18 protein-coding genes and 4 pseudogenes are annotated in these 19389 nt (G+C 61.6%); all 22 read right to left on the bottom strand.

Annotated elements, in window-relative coordinates; all coding sequences use genetic code 11:
• A partial coding sequence (locus CUR85_RS17610) for a DUF736 family protein (protein ID WP_280322961.1) occupies positions 1–709 on the bottom strand: 709 nt, incomplete at its 3' end.
• Between the two features lie 123 nt (positions 710–832).
• A pseudogene (locus tag CUR85_RS17615) lies at positions 833–1134 on the bottom strand (hypothetical protein).
• Between the two features lie 100 nt (positions 1135–1234).
• Entirely contained in the window at positions 1235–1696 is a 462-nt protein-coding gene (locus CUR85_RS17620) for a DUF6915 family protein (protein WP_280322963.1), read from the bottom strand.
• Between the two features lies 1 nt (position 1697).
• Complete coding sequence (locus CUR85_RS17625; RefSeq protein WP_280322964.1) at positions 1698–2084, bottom strand: DUF6878 family protein; 387 nt, start codon at positions 2082–2084, stop codon at positions 1698–1700.
• A gap of 126 nt (positions 2085–2210) precedes the next feature.
• A pseudogene (locus tag CUR85_RS17630) lies at positions 2211–6472 on the bottom strand (strawberry notch-like NTP hydrolase domain-containing protein).
• 115 nt (positions 6473–6587) lie between these two features.
• Positions 6588–6983, bottom strand: coding sequence for a type II toxin-antitoxin system death-on-curing family toxin (locus CUR85_RS17635; protein WP_108693367.1), 396 nt, complete (start codon positions 6981–6983; stop codon positions 6588–6590).
• Positions 6980–7204, bottom strand: a complete 225-nt coding sequence (locus CUR85_RS17640; RefSeq protein WP_108693368.1) for an AbrB/MazE/SpoVT family DNA-binding domain-containing protein — start codon at positions 7202–7204, stop codon at positions 6980–6982. The genes CUR85_RS17635 and CUR85_RS17640 overlap by 4 nt, the downstream gene beginning before the upstream one ends.
• Before the next feature lie 51 nt (positions 7205–7255).
• On the bottom strand, positions 7256–7402 hold the full coding sequence (locus CUR85_RS20615; RefSeq protein ID WP_369333113.1) for an antitoxin PaaA2 family protein: 147 nt from the start codon (positions 7400–7402) through the stop codon (positions 7256–7258).
• A gap of 163 nt (positions 7403–7565) precedes the next feature.
• Positions 7566–7727, bottom strand: coding sequence for a zincin-like metallopeptidase domain-containing protein (locus CUR85_RS20620; RefSeq protein WP_425520184.1), 162 nt, complete (start codon positions 7725–7727; stop codon positions 7566–7568).
• A gap of 38 nt (positions 7728–7765) precedes the next feature.
• The gene (locus CUR85_RS17650) at positions 7766–8173 is read right to left on the bottom strand and encodes a UPF0149 family protein (protein WP_280322968.1); all 408 of its coding nucleotides are present in this window, start codon (positions 8171–8173) and stop codon (positions 7766–7768) included.
• Entirely contained in the window at positions 8158–9447 is a 1290-nt protein-coding gene (locus CUR85_RS17655) for a hypothetical protein (RefSeq protein ID WP_280322969.1), read from the bottom strand. The genes CUR85_RS17650 and CUR85_RS17655 overlap by 16 nt, the downstream gene beginning before the upstream one ends.
• Positions 9420–9839, bottom strand: a complete 420-nt coding sequence (locus CUR85_RS17660) for a hypothetical protein (RefSeq protein ID WP_280322970.1) — start codon at positions 9837–9839, stop codon at positions 9420–9422. The genes CUR85_RS17655 and CUR85_RS17660 overlap by 28 nt, the downstream gene beginning before the upstream one ends.
• Before the next feature lie 331 nt (positions 9840–10170).
• Entirely contained in the window at positions 10171–10689 is a 519-nt protein-coding gene (locus CUR85_RS17665) for a type II toxin-antitoxin system YhaV family toxin (RefSeq protein WP_280322971.1), read from the bottom strand.
• On the bottom strand, positions 10686–11012 hold the full coding sequence (locus tag CUR85_RS17670) for a type II toxin-antitoxin system PrlF family antitoxin (protein WP_005668772.1): 327 nt from the start codon (positions 11010–11012) through the stop codon (positions 10686–10688). Before CUR85_RS17670 ends, CUR85_RS17665 begins: the two co-directional genes overlap by 4 nt.
• A gap of 139 nt (positions 11013–11151) precedes the next feature.
• Positions 11152–11805 carry a DUF6927 domain-containing protein gene (locus CUR85_RS17675; protein ID WP_280323065.1) on the bottom strand — a complete coding sequence of 218 codons (654 nt, stop codon included), beginning with the start codon at positions 11803–11805 and terminating at the stop codon, positions 11152–11154.
• Positions 11806–11910: 105 nt separating this feature from the next.
• Positions 11911–12501, bottom strand: a pseudogene (locus tag CUR85_RS17680) (regulator); the annotation flags it as partial.
• 73 nt (positions 12502–12574) lie between these two features.
• Positions 12575–14555: pseudogene (locus tag CUR85_RS17695) on the bottom strand (ParB/RepB/Spo0J family partition protein).
• A 153-nt stretch (positions 14556–14708) separates the two neighbouring features.
• On the bottom strand, positions 14709–15098 hold the full coding sequence (locus CUR85_RS17700; RefSeq protein ID WP_280322976.1) for a DUF3768 domain-containing protein: 390 nt from the start codon (positions 15096–15098) through the stop codon (positions 14709–14711).
• Between the two features lie 87 nt (positions 15099–15185).
• Positions 15186–15395 carry a DUF6330 family protein gene (locus CUR85_RS17705; RefSeq protein WP_280322977.1) on the bottom strand — a complete coding sequence of 70 codons (210 nt, stop codon included), beginning with the start codon at positions 15393–15395 and terminating at the stop codon, positions 15186–15188.
• A 23-nt stretch (positions 15396–15418) separates the two neighbouring features.
• Complete coding sequence (locus tag CUR85_RS17710; protein WP_280322978.1) at positions 15419–16357, bottom strand: ArdC family protein; 939 nt, start codon at positions 16355–16357, stop codon at positions 15419–15421.
• A gap of 40 nt (positions 16358–16397) precedes the next feature.
• Positions 16398–16883, bottom strand: coding sequence for a hypothetical protein (locus CUR85_RS17715; RefSeq protein ID WP_280322979.1), 486 nt, complete (start codon positions 16881–16883; stop codon positions 16398–16400).
• 1204 nt (positions 16884–18087) lie between these two features.
• Positions 18088–19299: a plasmid replication protein RepC gene (gene repC, locus CUR85_RS17720; protein ID WP_040884173.1), complete on the bottom strand. Its 1212-nt coding sequence runs from the start codon at positions 19297–19299 to the stop codon at positions 18088–18090.
• Positions 19300–19389 lie beyond the last annotated feature (90 nt).

The raw sequence follows: 19389 nt of genomic DNA on the forward strand, positions 1-19389 counted from the left end.
CCGCGCCTGCGTCCTGCGGCTGCTCACCGCTGTCGATGAACGGGATGATCGAGAAGGTCTGGCCGCCGCGCTGTTCTTCGTTCTGCACGGCGTTGACGCGCAGGTCGCCATCTGGCGTGTTGATCAGCAGCGACAGGTAGTCATTGCCCGTGCGGCTGCTTTTCGCCATCCACGCCGAGCCGACGCGGATCGGTGTGCCCCGAGGCGAGCTGACCTCGATCCGGTAGTCGGGGTGGGTCTCCTCGGATTTGTAGCTGTTCTCGATCAGCATGAACTCCAGATCGAACATCATGTTGGCGATGTAGCCGGTGAAGGCGTTGTCGGCGTCCATGGCGGTGAGCTCGCCCGAGATCGAGCCGGATTTCATCAGGCCGTTCGAGACCAGCGGGATGATCTCAAATTCGCCGCTTTGGGCCGCACGCGCCTCTTTCGTCTGCACTGCGTTGACCCGGAACGGGCCGAGGCCGACATCGATCTGCATCGAGATGTAGGGGTTGCCGCTGGTATTGCCGGTCTCGTTCCAGGCCGTGCCGATACGCACCTTGCGGCCTGATTTGTTGACTGCCGTCACGTCAAAATCCGGGCTGCGTTCGGACATCTTGGCCCGCGCCTCCAACTGGATGGCGATATCGAAACGTGTCGAATGGATCATGCCGTTGTACTGAGCGGCTGCGGTCTCGACGTTGCGGGTGAGGGTTCCTGCGAACATGGGATAGTTCCTTTTGGATTGGCCGGTGCCTGACGTTCTTGCCAGCGCATCCGGGATTGCTTTCTCGACCCCTTGAGGGATCACAAACCAGAAAGCCTGCTTTCCTTTCAGCCCGCCCACGGGTCAGAGCTGCCGTCCGAGCGGGAATGCCCCGCCCCTCCGGGTGCTACGCCCCTCCCCTGCCCGTCTGGTCTTGATTGGCGGCCCGAATTTTCCGAGCCGCCCTCCGGTCGCGCGATGAAGAACTCTGCCTCTTTTCCGTTCAACCCGTGCCCGCCCCGGTCGGTCAGACCGATGCAGCTACCATTCGGCACATAGGTGATGAGGTATTGACCGAGCCGGTCCTTGTGGACAACGTAGCCGGCATTGGCCCAATGCACGGTCTGGCAGGCATCGACGGCGGCCTTGATTTCATCGAGTGTCATGCGAACCTCCTTACGAAGAATGGTGGGTAAACGCCGGAAGAAGCCCGATCTTCCAACCGGGCTTCTGTGCGGCATTCATTTGGCGAAGAGCCGGGACCTATCAGGCGCTTTGCGTGGTTGGCGTTGCGCGCGCCGCCATCCAATCCTTCAGGCCAAGAACCGTTCTGCCGTCGGCGACCTCGGTGGCCCAGGCAACCCTTGGGTCGCCGCAGGGCTCATTGCCGACATGCCGGTCGATATGACCATTGGCCATCCATGGCTCGGGCTGGATCCGGCGCAGCCAGTCCGCCATACTCGGGATACGGCCCTGACAGTCTTCTCGAACATGCTGCTCGCCGATCCAACGCACGGGGATCTCTCGACCCGCGCTATTGGTCAGGGTCAGACCGAAGACACGTTCAGCCTCGAACAGGCCTTGGGCATGGTGGCGCAAGGCTCTGTGCGTGAAGAGCGCAAGGTGCTCTTTCGAGGCATCGAACCAGTCGTGCACAGCCTGATAGTCAGACGGCACCCCGCCGAATTTTCGGGCCGAGCTTTCGGCATGATGAAGCGGATGCGCCATCTCAAAGCCCCTCGTCATAGCTGTGAGAACATTCGACATAGCGATCCGCATGATCGAGCGTGATGCTGTCGGCGGTGATGTCCCAGGTCAGCGTGCCGTAGCCGCCCTCGTTGTTCTCAAACCCCGGGTGATGGTGATAGGCGAGCGACCAGGCGAAATCGCCCACGGCGGTGACAAGCGCTTCCGGCAGTTTGACCTCCGCAGGCTGCACATTCACGTCCTCGACATTGCCAGAGTCGCCATAGCCTTCGTATTCGGCGGTGACCTCGCTGATGCCAAGCGCACGTAGTTGTGCGATCAGCTCCGCTCGGGATGCCTTCAGGGTGGTTTCGCGCTCGGCGCGCCACTGAGCCGCCATTGCGGCATAGTCGATCTGGGGATTGGTCATGGGTCTGTCCTCTTGTCTGAATTTGGGGCGCGCGCAGGCGTGCCATTGGCCTGCCCGCGCGCCCGGAACGCGCAGACCGGTCAAATCCCGATCCGCGACGCCCCACCCAAAGCCTGCTTTGGCTTTTCAGGCGGCTTGGTCTGCCGCCTTGCTGGTTCCCTGCCCCACGATCCGTGCCAGAATGCCCAATGTATCGACCCCTTCCTCATGCGGCAGGAACACCCGCAGCTGGAAGGCGATGATCTCGGTGAAGCAGCCGAGGGCTTTGAGGCCATCAATCATGCCCCGATCCGCACCACCAAGCTCGAGGCGCATCTCGCCAGCGACCCGGCGGCGGGTCAGGGTCAGGCCGCGGCCCAGATCGACAGGCGCGGTGGTTCCGAGGGCTGCGGTCAGCATCTCCTGCGGCGTTTGCGGGTCGGAGACGAGGAAGCGGGCGCGCAGCGCGGCCGCCCCGTCCTCGCTCAGCGTCCGCCCGATCATGGCCGTCGCCCCGTCGGGCGTGACCCGGTAGATGCGCTCATTGGTGGTCGGAATGTCCTTCCAGATCGGCAGCAGGAGACCGGTCAGCAGATAGAGCTTGGTTGTGGTGGTCTTCGGCAGGGCAGCCGCCTCTTCATCCCAGAGCCGAATGAACTCAGACTTGCCGATCTCTTCCCAGGCCGAGGACTCGAAGCGCATCTCCTCAAGGTAGCTCGACCCGTTGGGCCGTACCGCCTTGCGCATCAGCGTCACGATATCCTCGTCATACATCTGCATGGGGCGGGCCGAAATGAGCGCGGCGCGGCCGGAGGCGCGATTCACCATCGTGGTCTTGTCCAGATTGCGCGATATGGCCTCTTCGGCCCCAAGAACGTGGACCGGGTCGGTGACTTCCAGTCCGATGATCCGCGTCACGGCGCCGGATTTCGGGCAGGTCCAGAGATCCTCTGTGGAGACCTGTTCGATCTTTTCGCCGCGCAGGGTTTCCACGCCGAGATCGAGCATGCCTGCCGCGCGCGCCCGTTCCGTCTGATCAGCGATCCGGCGCATGAATTCGGCAAAGAGCGCGTTCTGCATGTGGATGGGAAGGGCAAGCACCCGATTGAGAAACCGCTGGATCGGGGGAAGCTCTTCGAGCAGCACACCGTCCTTGTCGATCAGCCGCAGGGCCGTCCAGTCGGTGAAGCTCTCGTAGCTCATCGCCTCGGCGCGCCCAGCGGCAAGATCGGCGAAATACCCACGCAGCGCCGCCCGCGCGATCGGGCTTTCGAGATTGTCCTCCTCCCGGAACATGCCCTGCGAGCCGGTCTCGCGCTGGCCTTTGGTGAGGGCCCCAAGCTGATTGAGGCGTTTCGCGATCGTCGAGGTGAAGCGCTTCTCGCCATGCACATCTGAGGTGCAGACCCGGAAGAACGGCGCGCTGACCTGAGCCGAGCGATGCGTGCGACCAAGCCCTGGATGGCCGCATCGGCGCGCCAGCCGGGCTCCAGCAGGTAGTGCCGCCGCCGTTTCTGGTTCTTCGCCGTTTGGGCCGCGTGATAGGACCGGCCCGTCCCGCCCGCATCGGAGAAGATCAGGATATCCTTTTCGCCGTCCATGAAGGCTTGGGTTTCGGAGGAATTGCTGCTGGCGGCGCGCTTCTCGATGAAGAGATGGCCGTCCTCGGCCTTGAGGGGCCGGATAGATCGGCCTGTGACTTCTGCCACGGCCTCGTCGCCAAAGGCCCAGAGGATCTGGTCGAGCGCCGAGGGGATCGGGGCCAGCGTCATCAAATCCATCATGGCCGCGTCACGAAGGGCAAGCGCCTCGCGCGAGACGACCAGCGCGCCGGTCTCGTCCCTGAGCGGCTCGGCCACCATAGTGCCGTCGATCTCGACCAGCTTTTGCGCGTGGATCGGGAAAGCCTGTTCGAGGTAGCCCAGAACATAATCGCGCTGCGTCAAGGCACCCTCGACCAGCTCGTCTTCCGGGTCCGTCGTTTCAAGCCGGCGTTTCAGCAGGCTCTCGCCTGTCGAGACGACCTGGATGACGCAAGCCTTGCCTGCGGCCAGATCTTCCTCGATGGCGCGGATGATGGTCGGGGCCTTCATGCCCATCAGGAGATGGTTGAAGAAGCGCTGCTTCGTGCTTTCAAAGCGGGACTTGGCCGAAGCGCGTGCGGCAGAGGCATTGGTCTCCCCCGAGGCATCGTTGACACCGGTCGCCGTCAGCGCCGCCTCGAGATTGTGGTGGATCGTCCGAAACGCGCCCGCATAGGCGTCGTAGACCTCGATCTGGGCCGGGGTGAGCGCGTGTTCGAGAACGTCATATTCCACGCCATCGAAGCTTAGGGCACGGGCCGTATAGAGGCCGAGCGTCTTGAGATCGCGCGCGACCACCTCCATGGCGGCAACGCCGCCGGCTTCCATTGCCGAGACGAAGCTCTCGCGGCTCGGGAAGGGGTATTCCGGCCCCTGCCCCCAAAGCCCAAGCCGCGCGGCATAGGCCAGGTTATGCACGCTCGTGGCACCCGTAGCCGAGATGTAGAAGACGCGGGCGCGCGGGGCGGCCAGTTGCAGACGAAGGCCTGCGAGGCCCTGCTGCGAGGGTTTGACCCCCCTGCCCTGCTCTGACCCGGCCGCGTTCTGCATGGCGTGAGCCTCGTCGAAGGCCAGCACGCCGTCGAAGTCGTCGCCCATCCAGTCGAGGATCTGGCTCAGCCGCGTGGTGCCGCATTTGCCCGCGGACCGCAGCGTGGCGTAGGTGACGAAGAGGATCCCGTCACCCATCGGGACGGGCTGGTCCGGTTTCCATTTGGAAAGCGGCTGGATGTCGGCTGGCGAGCCGCCAAGATCGGTCCAGTCGCGGATCGCGTCCTCGATAAGCGTGGCGGATTTGGAGACCCAGATCGCTTTCCTGCGTCCGGCCAGCCAGTTCACGAGAATGAGCCCCGCGCATTCGCGCCCCTTGCCGCAACCGGTGCCATCTCCGAGGAAATACCCGAGGCGATAGTGACACGCATACGGGTCATCATCGGCACGCGTCAGCTTTGTCTGGTCGTCATCGATCGTGAACCGGCCTGGCAAATCACGCCCATGGGCATCATGCGCCATGATGATGGTTTCCAGCTGTGCCTCTGAGAGATGTCCCTCCTCGATCAGCCTGGCGGGCAGACGCAAGTCATCACTGCCCGTGTTTGAGGGCATGGGCGGGGCAACCGAGGCCATGGCGATGCTTTCGACGAGCGGCGTGGGATGTTCTTGCGCACCCGCGATCTCGATCCGCTGCGGACGGTAGCGCGCATAGATGTCCGAGACGGGCGTGTTGTCGCGCGGGGCCTCAAGGCTTGTGAAAGTGAGCGGTATGGCGGCGTTGGTCTGAGCGTTGGACGCCGCAACTTTGGCAACTGGGCGCTTGCGCGTGACAAGTAGTGGACCGACCGATCGCGCATGAGGGTTTGTCGCCGCCCGTTGGACGGGGCGCGTCTCAGGCCGGTTTGCGGCCACGGTGTCAACAAAAGGAAGGGCTTCCTCCAGATCCTGAACCGCGGCGCGGATCATCTCGCCGTCCTCCTGCACCTTGTCGAAGACCATCAGCTGGGTTTCCACAGTTGTGCCGAGCTTGCGGTAGACCTGCCCCGGTATTGTGAGTGCCAAGCGCGGCGTAAGGAGGCCGCAGGCGCGTGCCCAATGCGCGGCATCGCGTTCGGGAGTGAATCCCGGCAGCATGATCGCCACCAGCCGCCCGCCGGGTGCCAGGCGCTTGGCAGCCCCGATGAGATGTTTGGCGGCGATGTGTTTGTCCCGGGCGCGATCGACCGAGGAGGCGAAGGGCGGGTTCATCACCACGATGTCGGGCAGAACCGGCGTCTGCAGCAGATCGTCGATATGCTCGCCGTCATGGCCCGTCACCTCGCCGCCGAAGAGGGCCCGCAGGAGGCGCTGGCGAAAGGGGTCGATCTCGTTGAGCAAAAGCGTGGCACCGGCCCGGGCGGCGAAAGCAGCAAGGGCACTTGTGCCAGCCGACGGCTCCAGAACGGTCTCGCCTTTGCGGATCGCTGCGGCCCGCACGACAAGGGCTGCGTATGGCAGCGGCGTGGAAAACTGCTGCAGCCGGATCTGCTGCTCCGAGCGGCGCGTTTCCGTCAGGAGCCGTGAGGCAAGCAGCTTTGCCGCGGCGATGTCACCTGCCGCGCCGTCCCCACGCAGCAGCATTTGGACGGCAGCGGCCTGCATCAGGTCATAGGCCATGCGCCAGTCCCAGGCACCGCCGGCATCGCTGCCATGAAACGTCTCGCGCATGATGCGCGCCAGCGCTGAGCTACGCAGGGGTTGGTGGTCGATCTGCGCGCCGATCTGCGCGAGGGCAGAGACGAGATCAGCGCCGGAATCGACGGGAGCGTGATGCGTTGAGCAAGGCTTGGCCATGGGATTTTTCCTTTGGATGAGGGTCTGAATTCCAAAGGACAAAAAGCCAGCTTTCCCCTTTTGGGGTTAAGGATCTGAAATCAAGAACCGGAGCGGGGCAGGACTGCCAATGCGATCAGACGTCATCGGTCTTTGCGGCAAGGTCACGGAGCCAAGCAGAAAACGCGGCTTCACTCACCTGATCGGCGGCAAGGTCCTCCATCATCCGGACACCCTTCCCGGGATCGGGCCGCAGATTTACGCCATTGAGCCGCAAGAACGCAAAAGCGGCCACGAATGCTGTTCGCTTGTTGCCATCGACAAAGGCATGCGCTTTGGCAAGACCATAGGCATAAGCTGCCGCAATCGCGAACACATCCACGTCCTCATAGGACGCGCGGTTCATTGCCCGTGTGCATCCCATTTCCAAAAGGGCCGGATCGCGGGTGCCTGGCGCACCGCCGTGGCGCGCGATCTGGCGATCATGGACGACGTACGAAGCGGCCAGCGGAATCCAGACCCAATCGCTCATGCAAGTGCTTGGAGCAGATCGCGGTTCTCATCCATGACGATCTCGGCGGCGGCAAGCGCGGCCTGAAGTTCCGGGTTTTCCGTCATCAGCTTCAGCCCGCCATCATCCGTGCGCACGGCATAGAGGGTATCCCCCTCCTTGGCATCCAGGAGCGCGAGCATCTCTGTGCTGAGTGTCATGACGGCGGAATTGCCGACCTTGCGGATTTTGGCTTCGATCATGGCAGGGCCCGTATGGTTATACGTATGTATATACGAGACCTCTGCGCTAGGTCAAGTTTGCTCCTGGCGCTTTTCGTCAATCAACGTCTGCAACTGATGCAACGCGTGGGCGTGCGATATCGGCGGGCGCGGATCTTTGAGCGCTTCCTGCACCCTGGATCGAAACCAGGCATCGTGGGATTTCGTTTCAGCGGTCACGGAAATGGTCGTCGAGCCCCCTATCCAGAAGCTCGCCTAGGTAACTCGGCATATCGGCAACGCTCAGAGCGACCTGAGACCGGCGGTCGGGGATTGGACCCTGGACCCGTCGACTTTGTCGCAGGCCTGTTTGCGATCTGAAGGCTGTTTCAACTCGGGTCCCCTATTGACGCGATGATCGAACGTTACAGCAAAGTTTCCCGAACGATAAGAGCCTTGAAATCTCTATCTCTTTCATCGCCTCAAGCCACCCCTCGACATAGGCGGCGCTCTGGTCGAATTCAGGTTCCACCCCGATTTGCGCGCAAAGCATGCAGTTTCCGATTTCCGCGACTTATCCTGACAGTCAATCCAAGAAAGCTATCATTTCTGCTTGTCACATTGCTTGATCAGCCATTTGTGCAAGGCGGGGGCTTGGTCGGGTTTGGTTCTGAAATCCGCCGCCTGTTCGAGGAGCGCGCGCATGGCTTTGCCGTCTTTGCCGAGGGATTTGTTAGGCCAGTGGGGTTTGTGCGCTTCCCATGCTGTCAGATAGCCGTCAGCCCAGATGGAAAACAGGACCGGGTCCGCCGGGAACAGCACCTCTGCCGGAGCACCGTCTCGCAGCAAGGACAGACGGTGATTGTAGGCTATTACGATCAGGTCGAGGAGTTTTTGCAAGTCCGCATCGGAGGCGAGATCGTCTGCCACTACATTGAAAATCGTGACGATCCACTCGGAGGGTTTGATGAACTTGGGCGCGGTGCAAAGACCTGTCAAAAAGCCTTCCATCCAGGGGGTGTGATCTTGGCTGGACGCAGAAGTTTATCCAGCGCCTTTTGTTCCTTTGTGCCGAACGGTGCGACCTCGGCGTAGGTTCCCGGGGCCGCGCGTTCTTCGGTGACCTCAAGACCGCCGAACGGCATCGGCGGCGCGTCCTGATGGACCCACGCCTCAAAGCTCATGGCGTGCACGAAATGCATGATCGGGGCCTTCTTCAGGTCGCGGCCCTCGGACATGGCCTGGGCCACGGCGACAAGCTCAGGCGTTATGGGGTTCTTTGCAGCCGCCAGCAAGGCGGCATTGCGGGCAAAGATCATGGCCCAAAAGTTGCGGCGGGTCTCCAGATGCTGCCAAAGCTTGCGGGTCATGGCATTTTGAGTCGTTGCACTTTCAATGGCATCTGACGATGCGTCGCTGTCCTCGAACCAGCTGTCCGAGATCGGGAAGTGATCAGGCCAATGCTCACTCGCCATGATCAGGCTGCCCCGTGCGCGGACGGAGAGAGTGGAGACGGCGCCTTCGGGGTCAGCAATGGCCGCGATGTCTGCAATATCTGCCGATCGCGGGCGCAGATCGGCAAAACCTGCGGTCTCGACGACATCGAGCAGACCCGCCGCGGGCATTGTCCCATTTGCTTGCCCGTCCGCAAGCGCCCAAGACAGAGCGGTGAACGCATAATCTGCTGTTGCCTCCAAGGCGCCGGACTCATTTGCAATCTGCGCGATCATCTGTTTTTGCTCGGTGGCGCTGGTGCACGGAAGCACAAAAGCGTCTTTCACGCCAAACCCCTGTTTGAGCAGCACCACCGCCAAAGCACGTCGGCCACCCGATTGAATGGCCATGGAGAGGCTCTGCGCACCGCTGCCATCGACCATCGAGGATACAACGCGGTGGATCTTGGGTTTTGAGCGCGTGTCAATTGCCTGCGTCCCGGTTTTGAGGGCGGATCGGATGATCTCATCCATACCGCGCAAGGTGTCAGGGTCTTGTAGCCAGCTTCGGATCAAGGTGATGCGCGATAACAAGGTCTGAGACAGATCACCCGCCTGCTGGCGCAGAGCGAGACCGGTTAGCGCGCCGGAGCTCACCGAGGCGTCTGTCGCAAGTAGCAGCGCTGCGGCGGCATCTCCACATAGGGACTCTGGTCGGGTAGCGAGTTTGCGAATGAAAGCAAAGCGTGCTTCTGGCGGCAAGGTTGGCAGCATCTCATCCAGCATCGCCAGCATGGCCGAAACCGAGTCTTCGCCGATGCCATTTAAGCCTTTGAAGATACCGTCGAACATCTCATCGGGGATGTCGGGAATGCCGTTGATGTCGGCAAAGGCATCCGGGTCTTCGGGGATGACCGCATGGGCCAGCGATGGTGGCGGGTCAGGCCCGCACGCGTCCAGGCGCTGGAGAGAGACAAGGCCGTTTGGGATGTCAGGTCGGCGTCGAGCAAGGCCACCACATCGCGCATGTCATCCAGTAAGGTGCGCCCTTTGCGCTGCCCGCTCTCATCGGCCATGCGGGCCTCATCCAGTGCGGCGACCAGCATCGCCATCTGGCCGTCCGACAATGGGCCACTCGCGGCCTCTTGGATCAGCGCAGCGCAAAGGTCCGGGCGCGCCAGAAGATCCTTGCCAAACTGCCGTAAAAGCTCTGACTGCTGCAACGGCAACTTTGGCGCTTCCACGGCCCGAACCATCTTTGAAAGAAACGCGTCCACCCTGATCCCCCTCGGTTGACATCATTGCATTGCAGAAAGTTTGGTTCTGTCCAAGGCAAAACCATATCTTGGCTGATCACTCGCCCGAAATCTGCCCTATCACGTTGCGAATTCGCGCGCGTTCCGCCTTGAGAGAGGCCCGCTAGGGAGCTGGCAATCGCTTCTCTTTGAGCAATGATTTGACGTCTTCCTGTGCCTTTTGCCAGGCTGGCAGGTGACGCGCGCGGATACAGGCGTTCGGGCATTTGGTTGACAGCCATAGCGCTGCCTGTGCGTCGCGGGCGTTACCAAAGCCATCTCAACGGCCAGGCGCCACCTTAACGGACTTCTCGAACCGCTTGTCCGCCGCCGCCGCTTCTTTCAAGAGCGCGTCGAAATTGTCAGGTGGGTTGCCATCTTCCAGCATTCCTTTGAACGTCGCATAGGCATCCGTCTTGCTGCCATAGGCGCGCAGGGTCTTGTCGTCGTTCACCCAGGCCACCACGATGACCTTTGCATCGCTGTTGAACCGATAGAACAGCCGATACTGCTGGAAGAATTTCGCCCGGAACCAGTGTTTGCGGTGATCGCCGAGTGTGCCGCCTTGGCGGAAGGCGGCGGCACCCGGATCTGCCGGTATGGCCTCGGTGACCAGCTTGAAGATGGCGGCCAGCCGTTTCGTGGAATTTTTCTTGCGCCAGGTCTTGGGATCGCGAGCCTTACGCGCCTCGACCTCCAGGGTCAGCCCTTCGAGCTGGTCCAGAAAGAGCGGATGCGCATAAATCGACCATCCGTTTACGACAAGTGGCGCTTGGGCGGGCATGCTATCGCCGCTCATTCATCCTCGAGCGATAGCGGCGCATCGAGATCGACGTCAACGTCTCCGACCAGTGCTGCAAGACGGTCATGCAAAGCCCCATCGAACGCCCGAATGCGGTCCGGATGCGCCTTGATATCGGCCTCGACAAAATCGAGAAAGGCTCCGAGCACGGGATCTTCCTCGTCGCTGCGCACGGGCTCGATATAGACCCTGCCACTCGGCTCGGTGCAGTAACGAATCTGGTCGCCCTTGCCCAGCTTGAGCTGTTTGCGCACACCCGCCGGCACGGTCGTCTGATACCGATCCGTGAGTTTCGAGACATCTTGTGCGAGGGCTGTCATGGCAGTCTCCTGAAGAAAAGGTTCTTTAAGAAAAGGTTCTTTGCTGCCCGCGATAGGTAATGCATTTGCATTGCCTTGTCAAGACAAGCCGCAGCATCTGCTGTCGCCGGGCAGGTCGATGAACCGTCCGGCGCAGGACCTAATCTCGCCTCGCCAGGAACTCCGCCAGCACTGGACTGGCAGCACCTTTCGCGGAGCTGAGCAGCTCCGAACCCGCAAGCGTGGCCTTCGAGAGGCGTACGAGCCCGCCGGTTTCCTCGATGCGGTAGCAGCGGCGTTTTTGCCGCCCGCGTCTGTAGTGCGTCGCGGTGACGATCTGGCAGGTGCTGCCATCGGCGAGCGTCACAGGTGCTGCAAGCTTGATCTTGTCGCCTTCGGCATAGTCCGGGATCGACGCCCAGTCCCGGCAACGCTGACGCCAGTCCTGGGCGTAGCTGGCCGGGTCTTTCAGGTCGGAGAGGAGCTCGATCAGCCCAAGAGGAGCGCGAGACTCGTTCGGGCCAGCGCTTTCCTCCATATCCTTGTAGCCCCAGCAGCCATCGTCGTAGGCGGTGAGGAAGACGGCGGCGAAGGTGATCGAGCCGTCAGGATCGGTGATATAGGTCGCGTCCTCGACAGCGGTGCCGTCGAGATTGGTAACCCTAGCCGCTGCATACCAGGTGGAGGCGACCTTGCAGGCTTTGACCAGTTCCGTCTTGCGGCTGTCGCCCTCGAAGGTGCACAGCCGAGCAATCTCCGCTTTCTCATCCGCGTAGGTCTGGACGCGGCCGTCGGTGTAGAAGAGCCATCCCATCTCAGAGTCCTTTCTCTCATTGGGGAAACTGTTGTTGCCAATGTCCCGAGCGGGCCGCAGGCCCGGCAGGGTATTGGCGATGCTTGTTTGAGAAAGGGCGCATTGCGCCACCCTCCGGTCATCGAGTTCCATCAGCGCATCGAGCGGCACGCGGTAGGGCTGCATGGCGTCGAAATCCTCGCAATTGCCGCAGTTCTGTACGATTGCGAAGGTGTCGCAGGCATCCTTGAGAATGACCCGGAAGGTGCCGCCAAGGCCCGAGGGCACTTCGTAGGTCCCGCCGATGAGATAGTCCGAGGCCCGGCGCACGAAGACGCGGATGCTGTGGCCATCGGTGGCGAGCCGGATCGCACCCCGCCCCCGGTCGATGAGCACCTGCACGTCATCCAGGATATCGGTGTAGAACTGGCCGGTCAAATCGCGAAACGCCATGCGGCGCTGCGCCATCCAGTCGGTGTCGCGAAACGGGTTCATGCCGTCGGCGAAGGCGAAGGAGGGATCGGCCTGCGCGGTGGTAACGATACGGGTGGTCGTGCCATCGATGCCGTTCGAGCGCAGATGCACACCATTGCCGACGATGAGGATCAGGGCGGGCCTGTCCACGGGCCCGTTCCAGTTGGGCAGGAAGGTCTTGCAGGCGCGCGCATGGGCGATCTGCGCCGCAACAGCGGAGGCAGAGAACTTGAGAATAGCCATGGGGATGTCTTTCCGTTGGGTGTGGGAGGGGTCGACCCGCGCGGGGAATGCCTCGCGCGGGTCGCGTGAGGACTCAGGCCGCTTGCGCGACCTCGCTGTCAGGCTCCGGAGATTCCTCGATGGGCTCCGCCTCATCACAGGCGACACCGGCGGTCTGCATCATCGGCGGGCACCAGGCGGCCACGGCAGCGAGCTGTGCGTCGGTGAGCGTGGCGAATGGCTCGGCGAAGAGCTTGTCGCAGAAGGCGACGATCTCCTTCTTGCTCGAAGAGGCCAGTGTCACCGCCTCCTGGGCGAGACCCAGATCCTCGCCGAGGATCTTCAGGAGCCAAGCCTTCTTGAAGCGGTTGAAGAGCGCCGCATTCGGCGTCCAGTGGGCGCGGATGTCGGGCATGATCTCGATCTCGAACGCATGCATCAGGCTGTCGCGCTGGCGGTCCCGCGCGAAGCAGGACTGCGTGGTGCTGGCCGTGGCATAGGCCACGAGCTTGGCCTTCTCGCCGGCCTCCAGCGCGCGAAACGCCGCGAACTGATCGGCGGGCGCGCGGCGTCATCGAGCCAGGAGAGATCAAGTGCATCATGCGCCGCCGCCACCTGCTCGAGCGAGGTCTCGTCGATCTCGTCCATCTTGGCATGGCTGCGGTATTCCTTGCGGGCATCGATCTTGATCGCCTGCGTGACACTCATGCCGCTGGCCAGAACGTCACTGACCAGCTTGAAGAGCGTCAGATCCAGCGTGGCCTCCGGATGTAGCGCCATCGCGGCCCCAAGCGCCATGGCTCGCTCGGTCTTGAGGTCCTCAGCCAGCGAGGCCGGGTAGCTGATCTCGCCCGGGTCAGGGGCCTCTTCCCCGTCTGACTACTCGAGGCGCCGCGCGTGCCCTCCGCTTTGACGGTGTCCTCCGGGCGTACGAGGCCGATATGGAGCGTCACCTGACCATTCGACCACGAGGCGATTACCCCGGACCGCGCCAGGTCCTCGGCGCTGTAGGCCTCCTGCAGATCGCGGGCTTCCTCTTCCAAGGCGTCCACGCGCTCGTAAAGCGCGTTGTAGGCACTGTCCTCGAGCCCCTCATCCTCCATCTGTAGCTGCAGTTGCTCGAGCTCGGCGGTGATCTCATCGATGCGCTTCTGGGCGGTCTCATCAGGCTCGATCGGGCCGGGATAGACCCGGCCGTAGTCGGCCATGGTCGCGTAATCATACCGGACCATCGCATCGGCCCAGGCAAAGCCCAGTTTTATGCGGGCCTCTTCGGCAGCGGCACCGAGCTTTTCGAGCAGGATGGTCTCGACCAGCGCCGCATCCTCGAGCACGGAATGCTCTTCCAGAAGGTCAGCCGCGACTGCGCCGCCACGCGCCTCGTAGTCCGCGCGCACGAAAGCCCCGATATCATCGCTGACCTGCACCCCGCGGGATTTGAGCGCCTGTCGAACGGTATAGGCCTGCAGATAGCCGCCGTCCTTCGTGAGCGCCTCGAAGACCTCGCGCTGCGCCTCTTGGCTCGGATGCTCGGCGAAGGCCTTCATCGTGTCGAGCGTGATCACCTTGCCCCGGGCCGCGGCGCGGATGTCGGGGTGGATCAGGCCATAGCGCAACCGGCCTTTCACGGCGGCCACCGTGGTGCCGAAGGTCTTGGCGATCGTCTCGGGCGTCTGGCCGTCGACCTCCATCATCCGAGCGAAGGCCTCGAACTCGTCGATCGCGTTCATCGGCGCTTGCGTGATATTCTCGGCGAGCGACAGAGCCGTGGTGACGTCGCAATCCTCCGGCACGAGGCGGCAGTCGACCTTGGTTTTCGCGGTGAACCCCTTCTCGCTTTTGTCCGCGACCAGTTCCTTCAGGGCGGCATGGCGTCGACCACCGGCCAGCACGGCGAACTTGCCGTCGAGCTTCTGGACCAGGAGCGGCTGCAAGAGGCCCAGCACCGCGATGCTGGCTTTCAGATGCGCGATGTTCTCGGGGTCATAGGTTTCCGGGGAGTTGCTGCGCACATTGGCGGGATGCGGGACCAGATCGCCGATGGCGACGGAGACGGGTTTGAAGCTTGCGGTCATGGGATATCCTTCCAGGTGGATGAGATGCGGCCCGCGCGCTTGCGCGTGACCAATCCCCGGCTTCAGGGATCACTACGACAAAAGGCCCACTTTCCCTTTGAGGGGTCAGCGGGCCATCATCGTCTCAGATGTCAGGGGGAGGAGTCCCCTGCCCTACCAGTCGCGCGCCAGCATGATGGTCAGCACGCGCATGGTGGTGGCGGGATTGTCCGGGGTCTCAGCCCCGTAGCGGAAATCCGAATCTGCCTCATAGAGATCGATTTTCCAGAACACGGTCTCGCCCCGGATCTCGAGAGCGCCGAAATCGTGCCATCCCTCGGGATCATTCTCAGGCTCGAATGTATCGAACGCACCTGTGGACTTCACCGCCTCGGCCATGAAGCCGTCACCGGCCTCCATAAGCGCGCGGGTGACATGCATCCGGCCCTGGATGGGCTGCGCGGGCGGCAGCCCAAGGCATGTGAGCTTGCGAAACGCGTCGTTTTGCGCCGCGATCACGGTCGGATCCGGACGGTCTGGCTGGGATTGAACATTCATGGACATGGGGATCTCCTTCGAGAAGTTGAAACACCCTTCCCAAAGCCCGCTTTTTCTTTTCTGCTTGTCGGAAAGACCGAAGCAGAAGGAACCCTACCCGAACAGCCCCTTGGGTCTGTAATTCGGGTTGGGGATGGTTTCGATCCAGCCGCCCTGTTCAATGATGCTCTCAAGTGCTGCCAAGAACGGATAAGCGCCCTCGGCAGCGCTCCACCAATAGGCACCGCGCTTGAAGGTGATGATCTTGCGGCGGCCGTCTTCGAAGCAGGCCACCCGCAGCGTCTTGGGTTCCTTACGTGACATGGGTGTCTCCGTTCTCCGTGCGGTCAGGCGGCCTCGGCACTGCGACCTGCCCTGCCCACCTCCGATCTGGCGATCAGATAATCACAGGCGCGCTGCGCGTCCGCGGCGTGCCGGAAGATCGCGCCCTTGTCCGACCGAAGGACCCGCAACCAGTTGTGCAGGTAGGCGGCATTCATCTCGAGCGTGTGCGCCGTGAAGCCGAGCGTCTGACCCAGGAACACCGAGGTCAATTCCGCGACGATCTCCTCGCGCGCATAGGACGTGTTGCCAAACTTCGAGAACCCGAAATCACGGTTCAGTCGATGCGGGGCTTTCGTGGCATGGGCCAGCTCATGCGCCCAGACCCCGTAGAAATTGCGCGGGTCATGGAACCGCGTGATAGACGGCATGTAGACCTTGTCCACGGGCGGCAGATAATAGGCTTCAGTTCCCGTGAAGACGGTCGTGATGTCAATGGCATCGAAAAACGCCTGCATGTGCGGGATGGGCTCGGACGGAGGATGCTCGGGTGCGGGCTCCGGGTCGGGGAAGAAACTGTCGGGCAGGCCATCGATCTGGCAGGCATTGAACACGCGGTAGGCTTTCTGGAAGCGGAAGATGCGGGCTTCCTCGGAGCGATCATCGCCATCGCTGCGGTCGTCCTCGCCGCCCGCGTCTTTCCGGCTTTGGCCGTAATAGACGACGACAGAGGATTTCTCGCCCTTGCGGACCTTTGCGTCCAACGCATTAGCCTGCGGCAACGTCATCCAGAAGGGCGAGCTGTGGCCCGCCATCACCGTTCGCATGGTGAGCAGGAAGTTGTTCACACCCTGGTAGGGTTCTCCGCCCACGCGCAGGGGACGAGAGCTGCCGCCAATGGTCCAGGGCTTGCGCCAGGGCAGGACGCCGCGCTCGATGATGCGGATGATTTCGTTCGTGATGACCTCGGAGGCATCGAATTTGGGCGTGCGGGATCGGGCCATGGCTGGCGTCCTTTCGAGTTTAGGTGAGAGGAAATGGTGATCAGATTGACTTATGGGACCGCGGATCATTGGTGATGCTCGCGCCGAGCTGTTCGACCATGTCGACGTAGGTGATCAGCGATACAGCGCTGCCAAGCCCCCAAGGTTCATGGTCGGCGGATCCGTCCCGCGTCACCCGCGGCAGGTTCGCGAAGGCAATCACATCGGTGACGGGTCGGATATCGATGAACGGGGTCCCTCGTGCGACCGCAAGAGTGGCCAAGGGAAAGCGCTCAATCGGCGCGAAGGTCGACACGGTGGTCCAACCAAGATGGATGAATGTCCCGCCCTCTCCGCAGATCACGTGCACGTTTGGCAATAACGCCGCCTGCTTCAGATAGCCGAGATCACGCAGGACGGTCTCGCGCTCGAGCCGTTGTGCCTGCCCCGTCTGGCCGGTTCGGCGTAGTTCCTTGTGTCGCCACCACGAGGCAGCGCTCGCGCGCAACACGCGCAAGACACCTGTTTGCATGGGAATGCCCTTCATCAGAAACGGCAGACCGGAACCCGGCCCGGACCCATCTGAGGGACCCCAAAGGCCCTCATCCGTCAGTCACAAAACCCGAAGAACACTTTCTCTTTTCGTGGACCAAACCCATGAAACACCCAACCGCCACCGAACTGTACTGGTACGACGGGATCAGAACTTCCACAGGGCCCATCGGCTAGACCTGTGGCGGTTCCTTCTTCACGAGATAGCCCAGACCGCTCAATCGGCCCGCAACTGCCAACTTCTTCGTAATGTGTGCTGATGCTTTGGCTTCCCGTCGATGTAGCGGATCGGCACCCTGGAAAGGGAAATCATGTCGATGAAGGCTGTTATGGGCATGATTTCTCATCGCGAATACCAAAAAACGCAATAACCTATTGTTAATAAATCATTTTCCGCCATCTGACGGATCAGATCATTCCGCAGCCAACATCAATGCACTCTTTTGAAGAGTTCGGGTGTCATGAAATCAAGAGATTGAGTTGCAACCGCTGTTCTGCGATGTCCTCGTCGTCCACTACGACCAAATCAGCGGAACGCGGGACCGCTGGCAACCAGCTGCTGCGCTTGAGGAACCGATTGCCTCGTTGGCCATGTCGCCATTATCGAAGTGACTGAGAAGTTACCGGCTCCCCTTCCCCGCGCGCGGGAATTCGAGGATCGAGCCCTTGGTCAAACGGTTTTGGCAACCATCGATCGTCTGCTCCTTGTCCGCTACGGCCCGTAGCCACGATATCATGCAACAGACATCCACAACCTACCTCTCAGGCATTAGCACCGATGAAGGGCAAGCGAATATCCGAGGCCAGGACCCAAATCGCCGTCAGCAGGCGCCGGATAGCGTAGAGCCAATTGTTGAGGGTATTTATCATCAGATCTCAGACATCGAAAAGGGCAGGGGCCGCGGAGGCGCGGAACTGCTAGGTTGGCTACAGCGCAACGCTCTGTATGTTCTTCGCTAGCCGCCTTTGCGCTACTAGCAGCGATGGTCACCGGCTGAGGTTTTACCATGATGATCGGGATGCCCTCGTCATCAGAGCTTCGCCGGGACGAAGGCGAAAGCCACTTTCACGATCTCAAATACCGCCACACCTCAACCCCCTAACTTTTCTCTCTCAAACACCGTTTGTGTGCCGAGAGCCTACTTAACAGCTGTTAAGTTATGCCATGCCAGCCGCACGAGATCGGAGTTTAACAGCTGTTAAGCCGCGTTCCGCCGGCCAATCAATGCCATGACCATTGGGCCACAGGAAAACTCGCCTGCCGCAGCTTTGGCAGTCAGAGCTCGCAAGTATCCACCAGGCGATCTTATGTCGGCGAAGCGTTCCAGCATGGCAGCAACAACGATCGACGCTTGCTCCGGACCCATGAACCGCTGTGCTTCTTCCCATGCAGACGCACTGATTCCCATGGCTGGCCGCACATGGCACGCCGCATCGAAGAGCTGATGCCAATGCCGGATCTCACCTTGGTAGAAGGTTTTAAGCGAGGGACATGCCGCGATCACTAGGTGCAGCGGGATCTTTGGCAGGTGTCTTGTGTCCTGTTCATCGACGTCAGCCACAGGCTCATCCGTGTCCACATCTGGCACACCCGCCGCCGCCCCGCTTTTTTCTAAAGCAGGTTCAAGATCTATAGATTCTTTATTTGAATTATGATGGTGACGCTCAGAATGGGCATCATTGGTGTTCATTTCTTCTGTTTCAGGGCCATCAATGATGTTGCGTGCCTGGTCAAGGAGAGCTTCAAGGTCGGCTCGATAGGCCGCGAGGTCCTCAATTGAAAGCTTGCGGCGGAGCGCGCGGGCTGTGAGTGCAGCCTTGTCGCGAAGCTGATCCCAGAAGCCTAGGCCGGGCTGTATCTCGTCTCCGAACTCGGCGAGGGCCGCGAGGTCGCGGCGCATGAGGCTTACGACCTCTCTCAGGCGCCTGACGCGCTCCTCAGCCTCACGTACGGCCTCTGCGGCCCGTGCTATCTCTTCGGACTGACAGTAGAGCGGGGAAAGATCGAAGCCAAAGGCAACGCGATCTTCGCCGTGCTTGCGGACGTAACGCTTCCCATTGGGGCTATCGCGCCGCTGGAGCAAGCCAGCCTCGACAAGACGCGCGAGGTGACGACGCATCGTGGAGCAGGGCATACCATTCAGGCGCTCACAGATCGCCTTGTTCGAGGGGAAGACGACCATCTCGGCGTTCCCGCCAAGCGCATCGTCCGGAAAGAAGCTGAGGAGCCCCTGCAAAACCGTCAGATCACGTTCCGAGACCCCAAAGGCCGCTTGCGCCTTGGAGAGCTCGCGCAGGAGTTCCCACTTGTTAACGGGTCTGGCTGGAACAGATGCCTCGGGTCGCTCAATGACGCGCAAATGGGCGTGCGAAATCGGCCGCATAAACGGCGAGATTGGTGTGTACTCCATGAAAATGTCCACGAAGACAAAAATTCTAGGGCCCGCGAATCGCTTTGCGCTTGCGGCGTAGGGGCCAGAACGCTACATTCAGAAGTGCGA

Source organism: Sulfitobacter faviae (genome assembly GCF_029870955.1).
GTDB lineage: Bacteria > Pseudomonadota > Alphaproteobacteria > Rhodobacterales > Rhodobacteraceae > Sulfitobacter > Sulfitobacter faviae.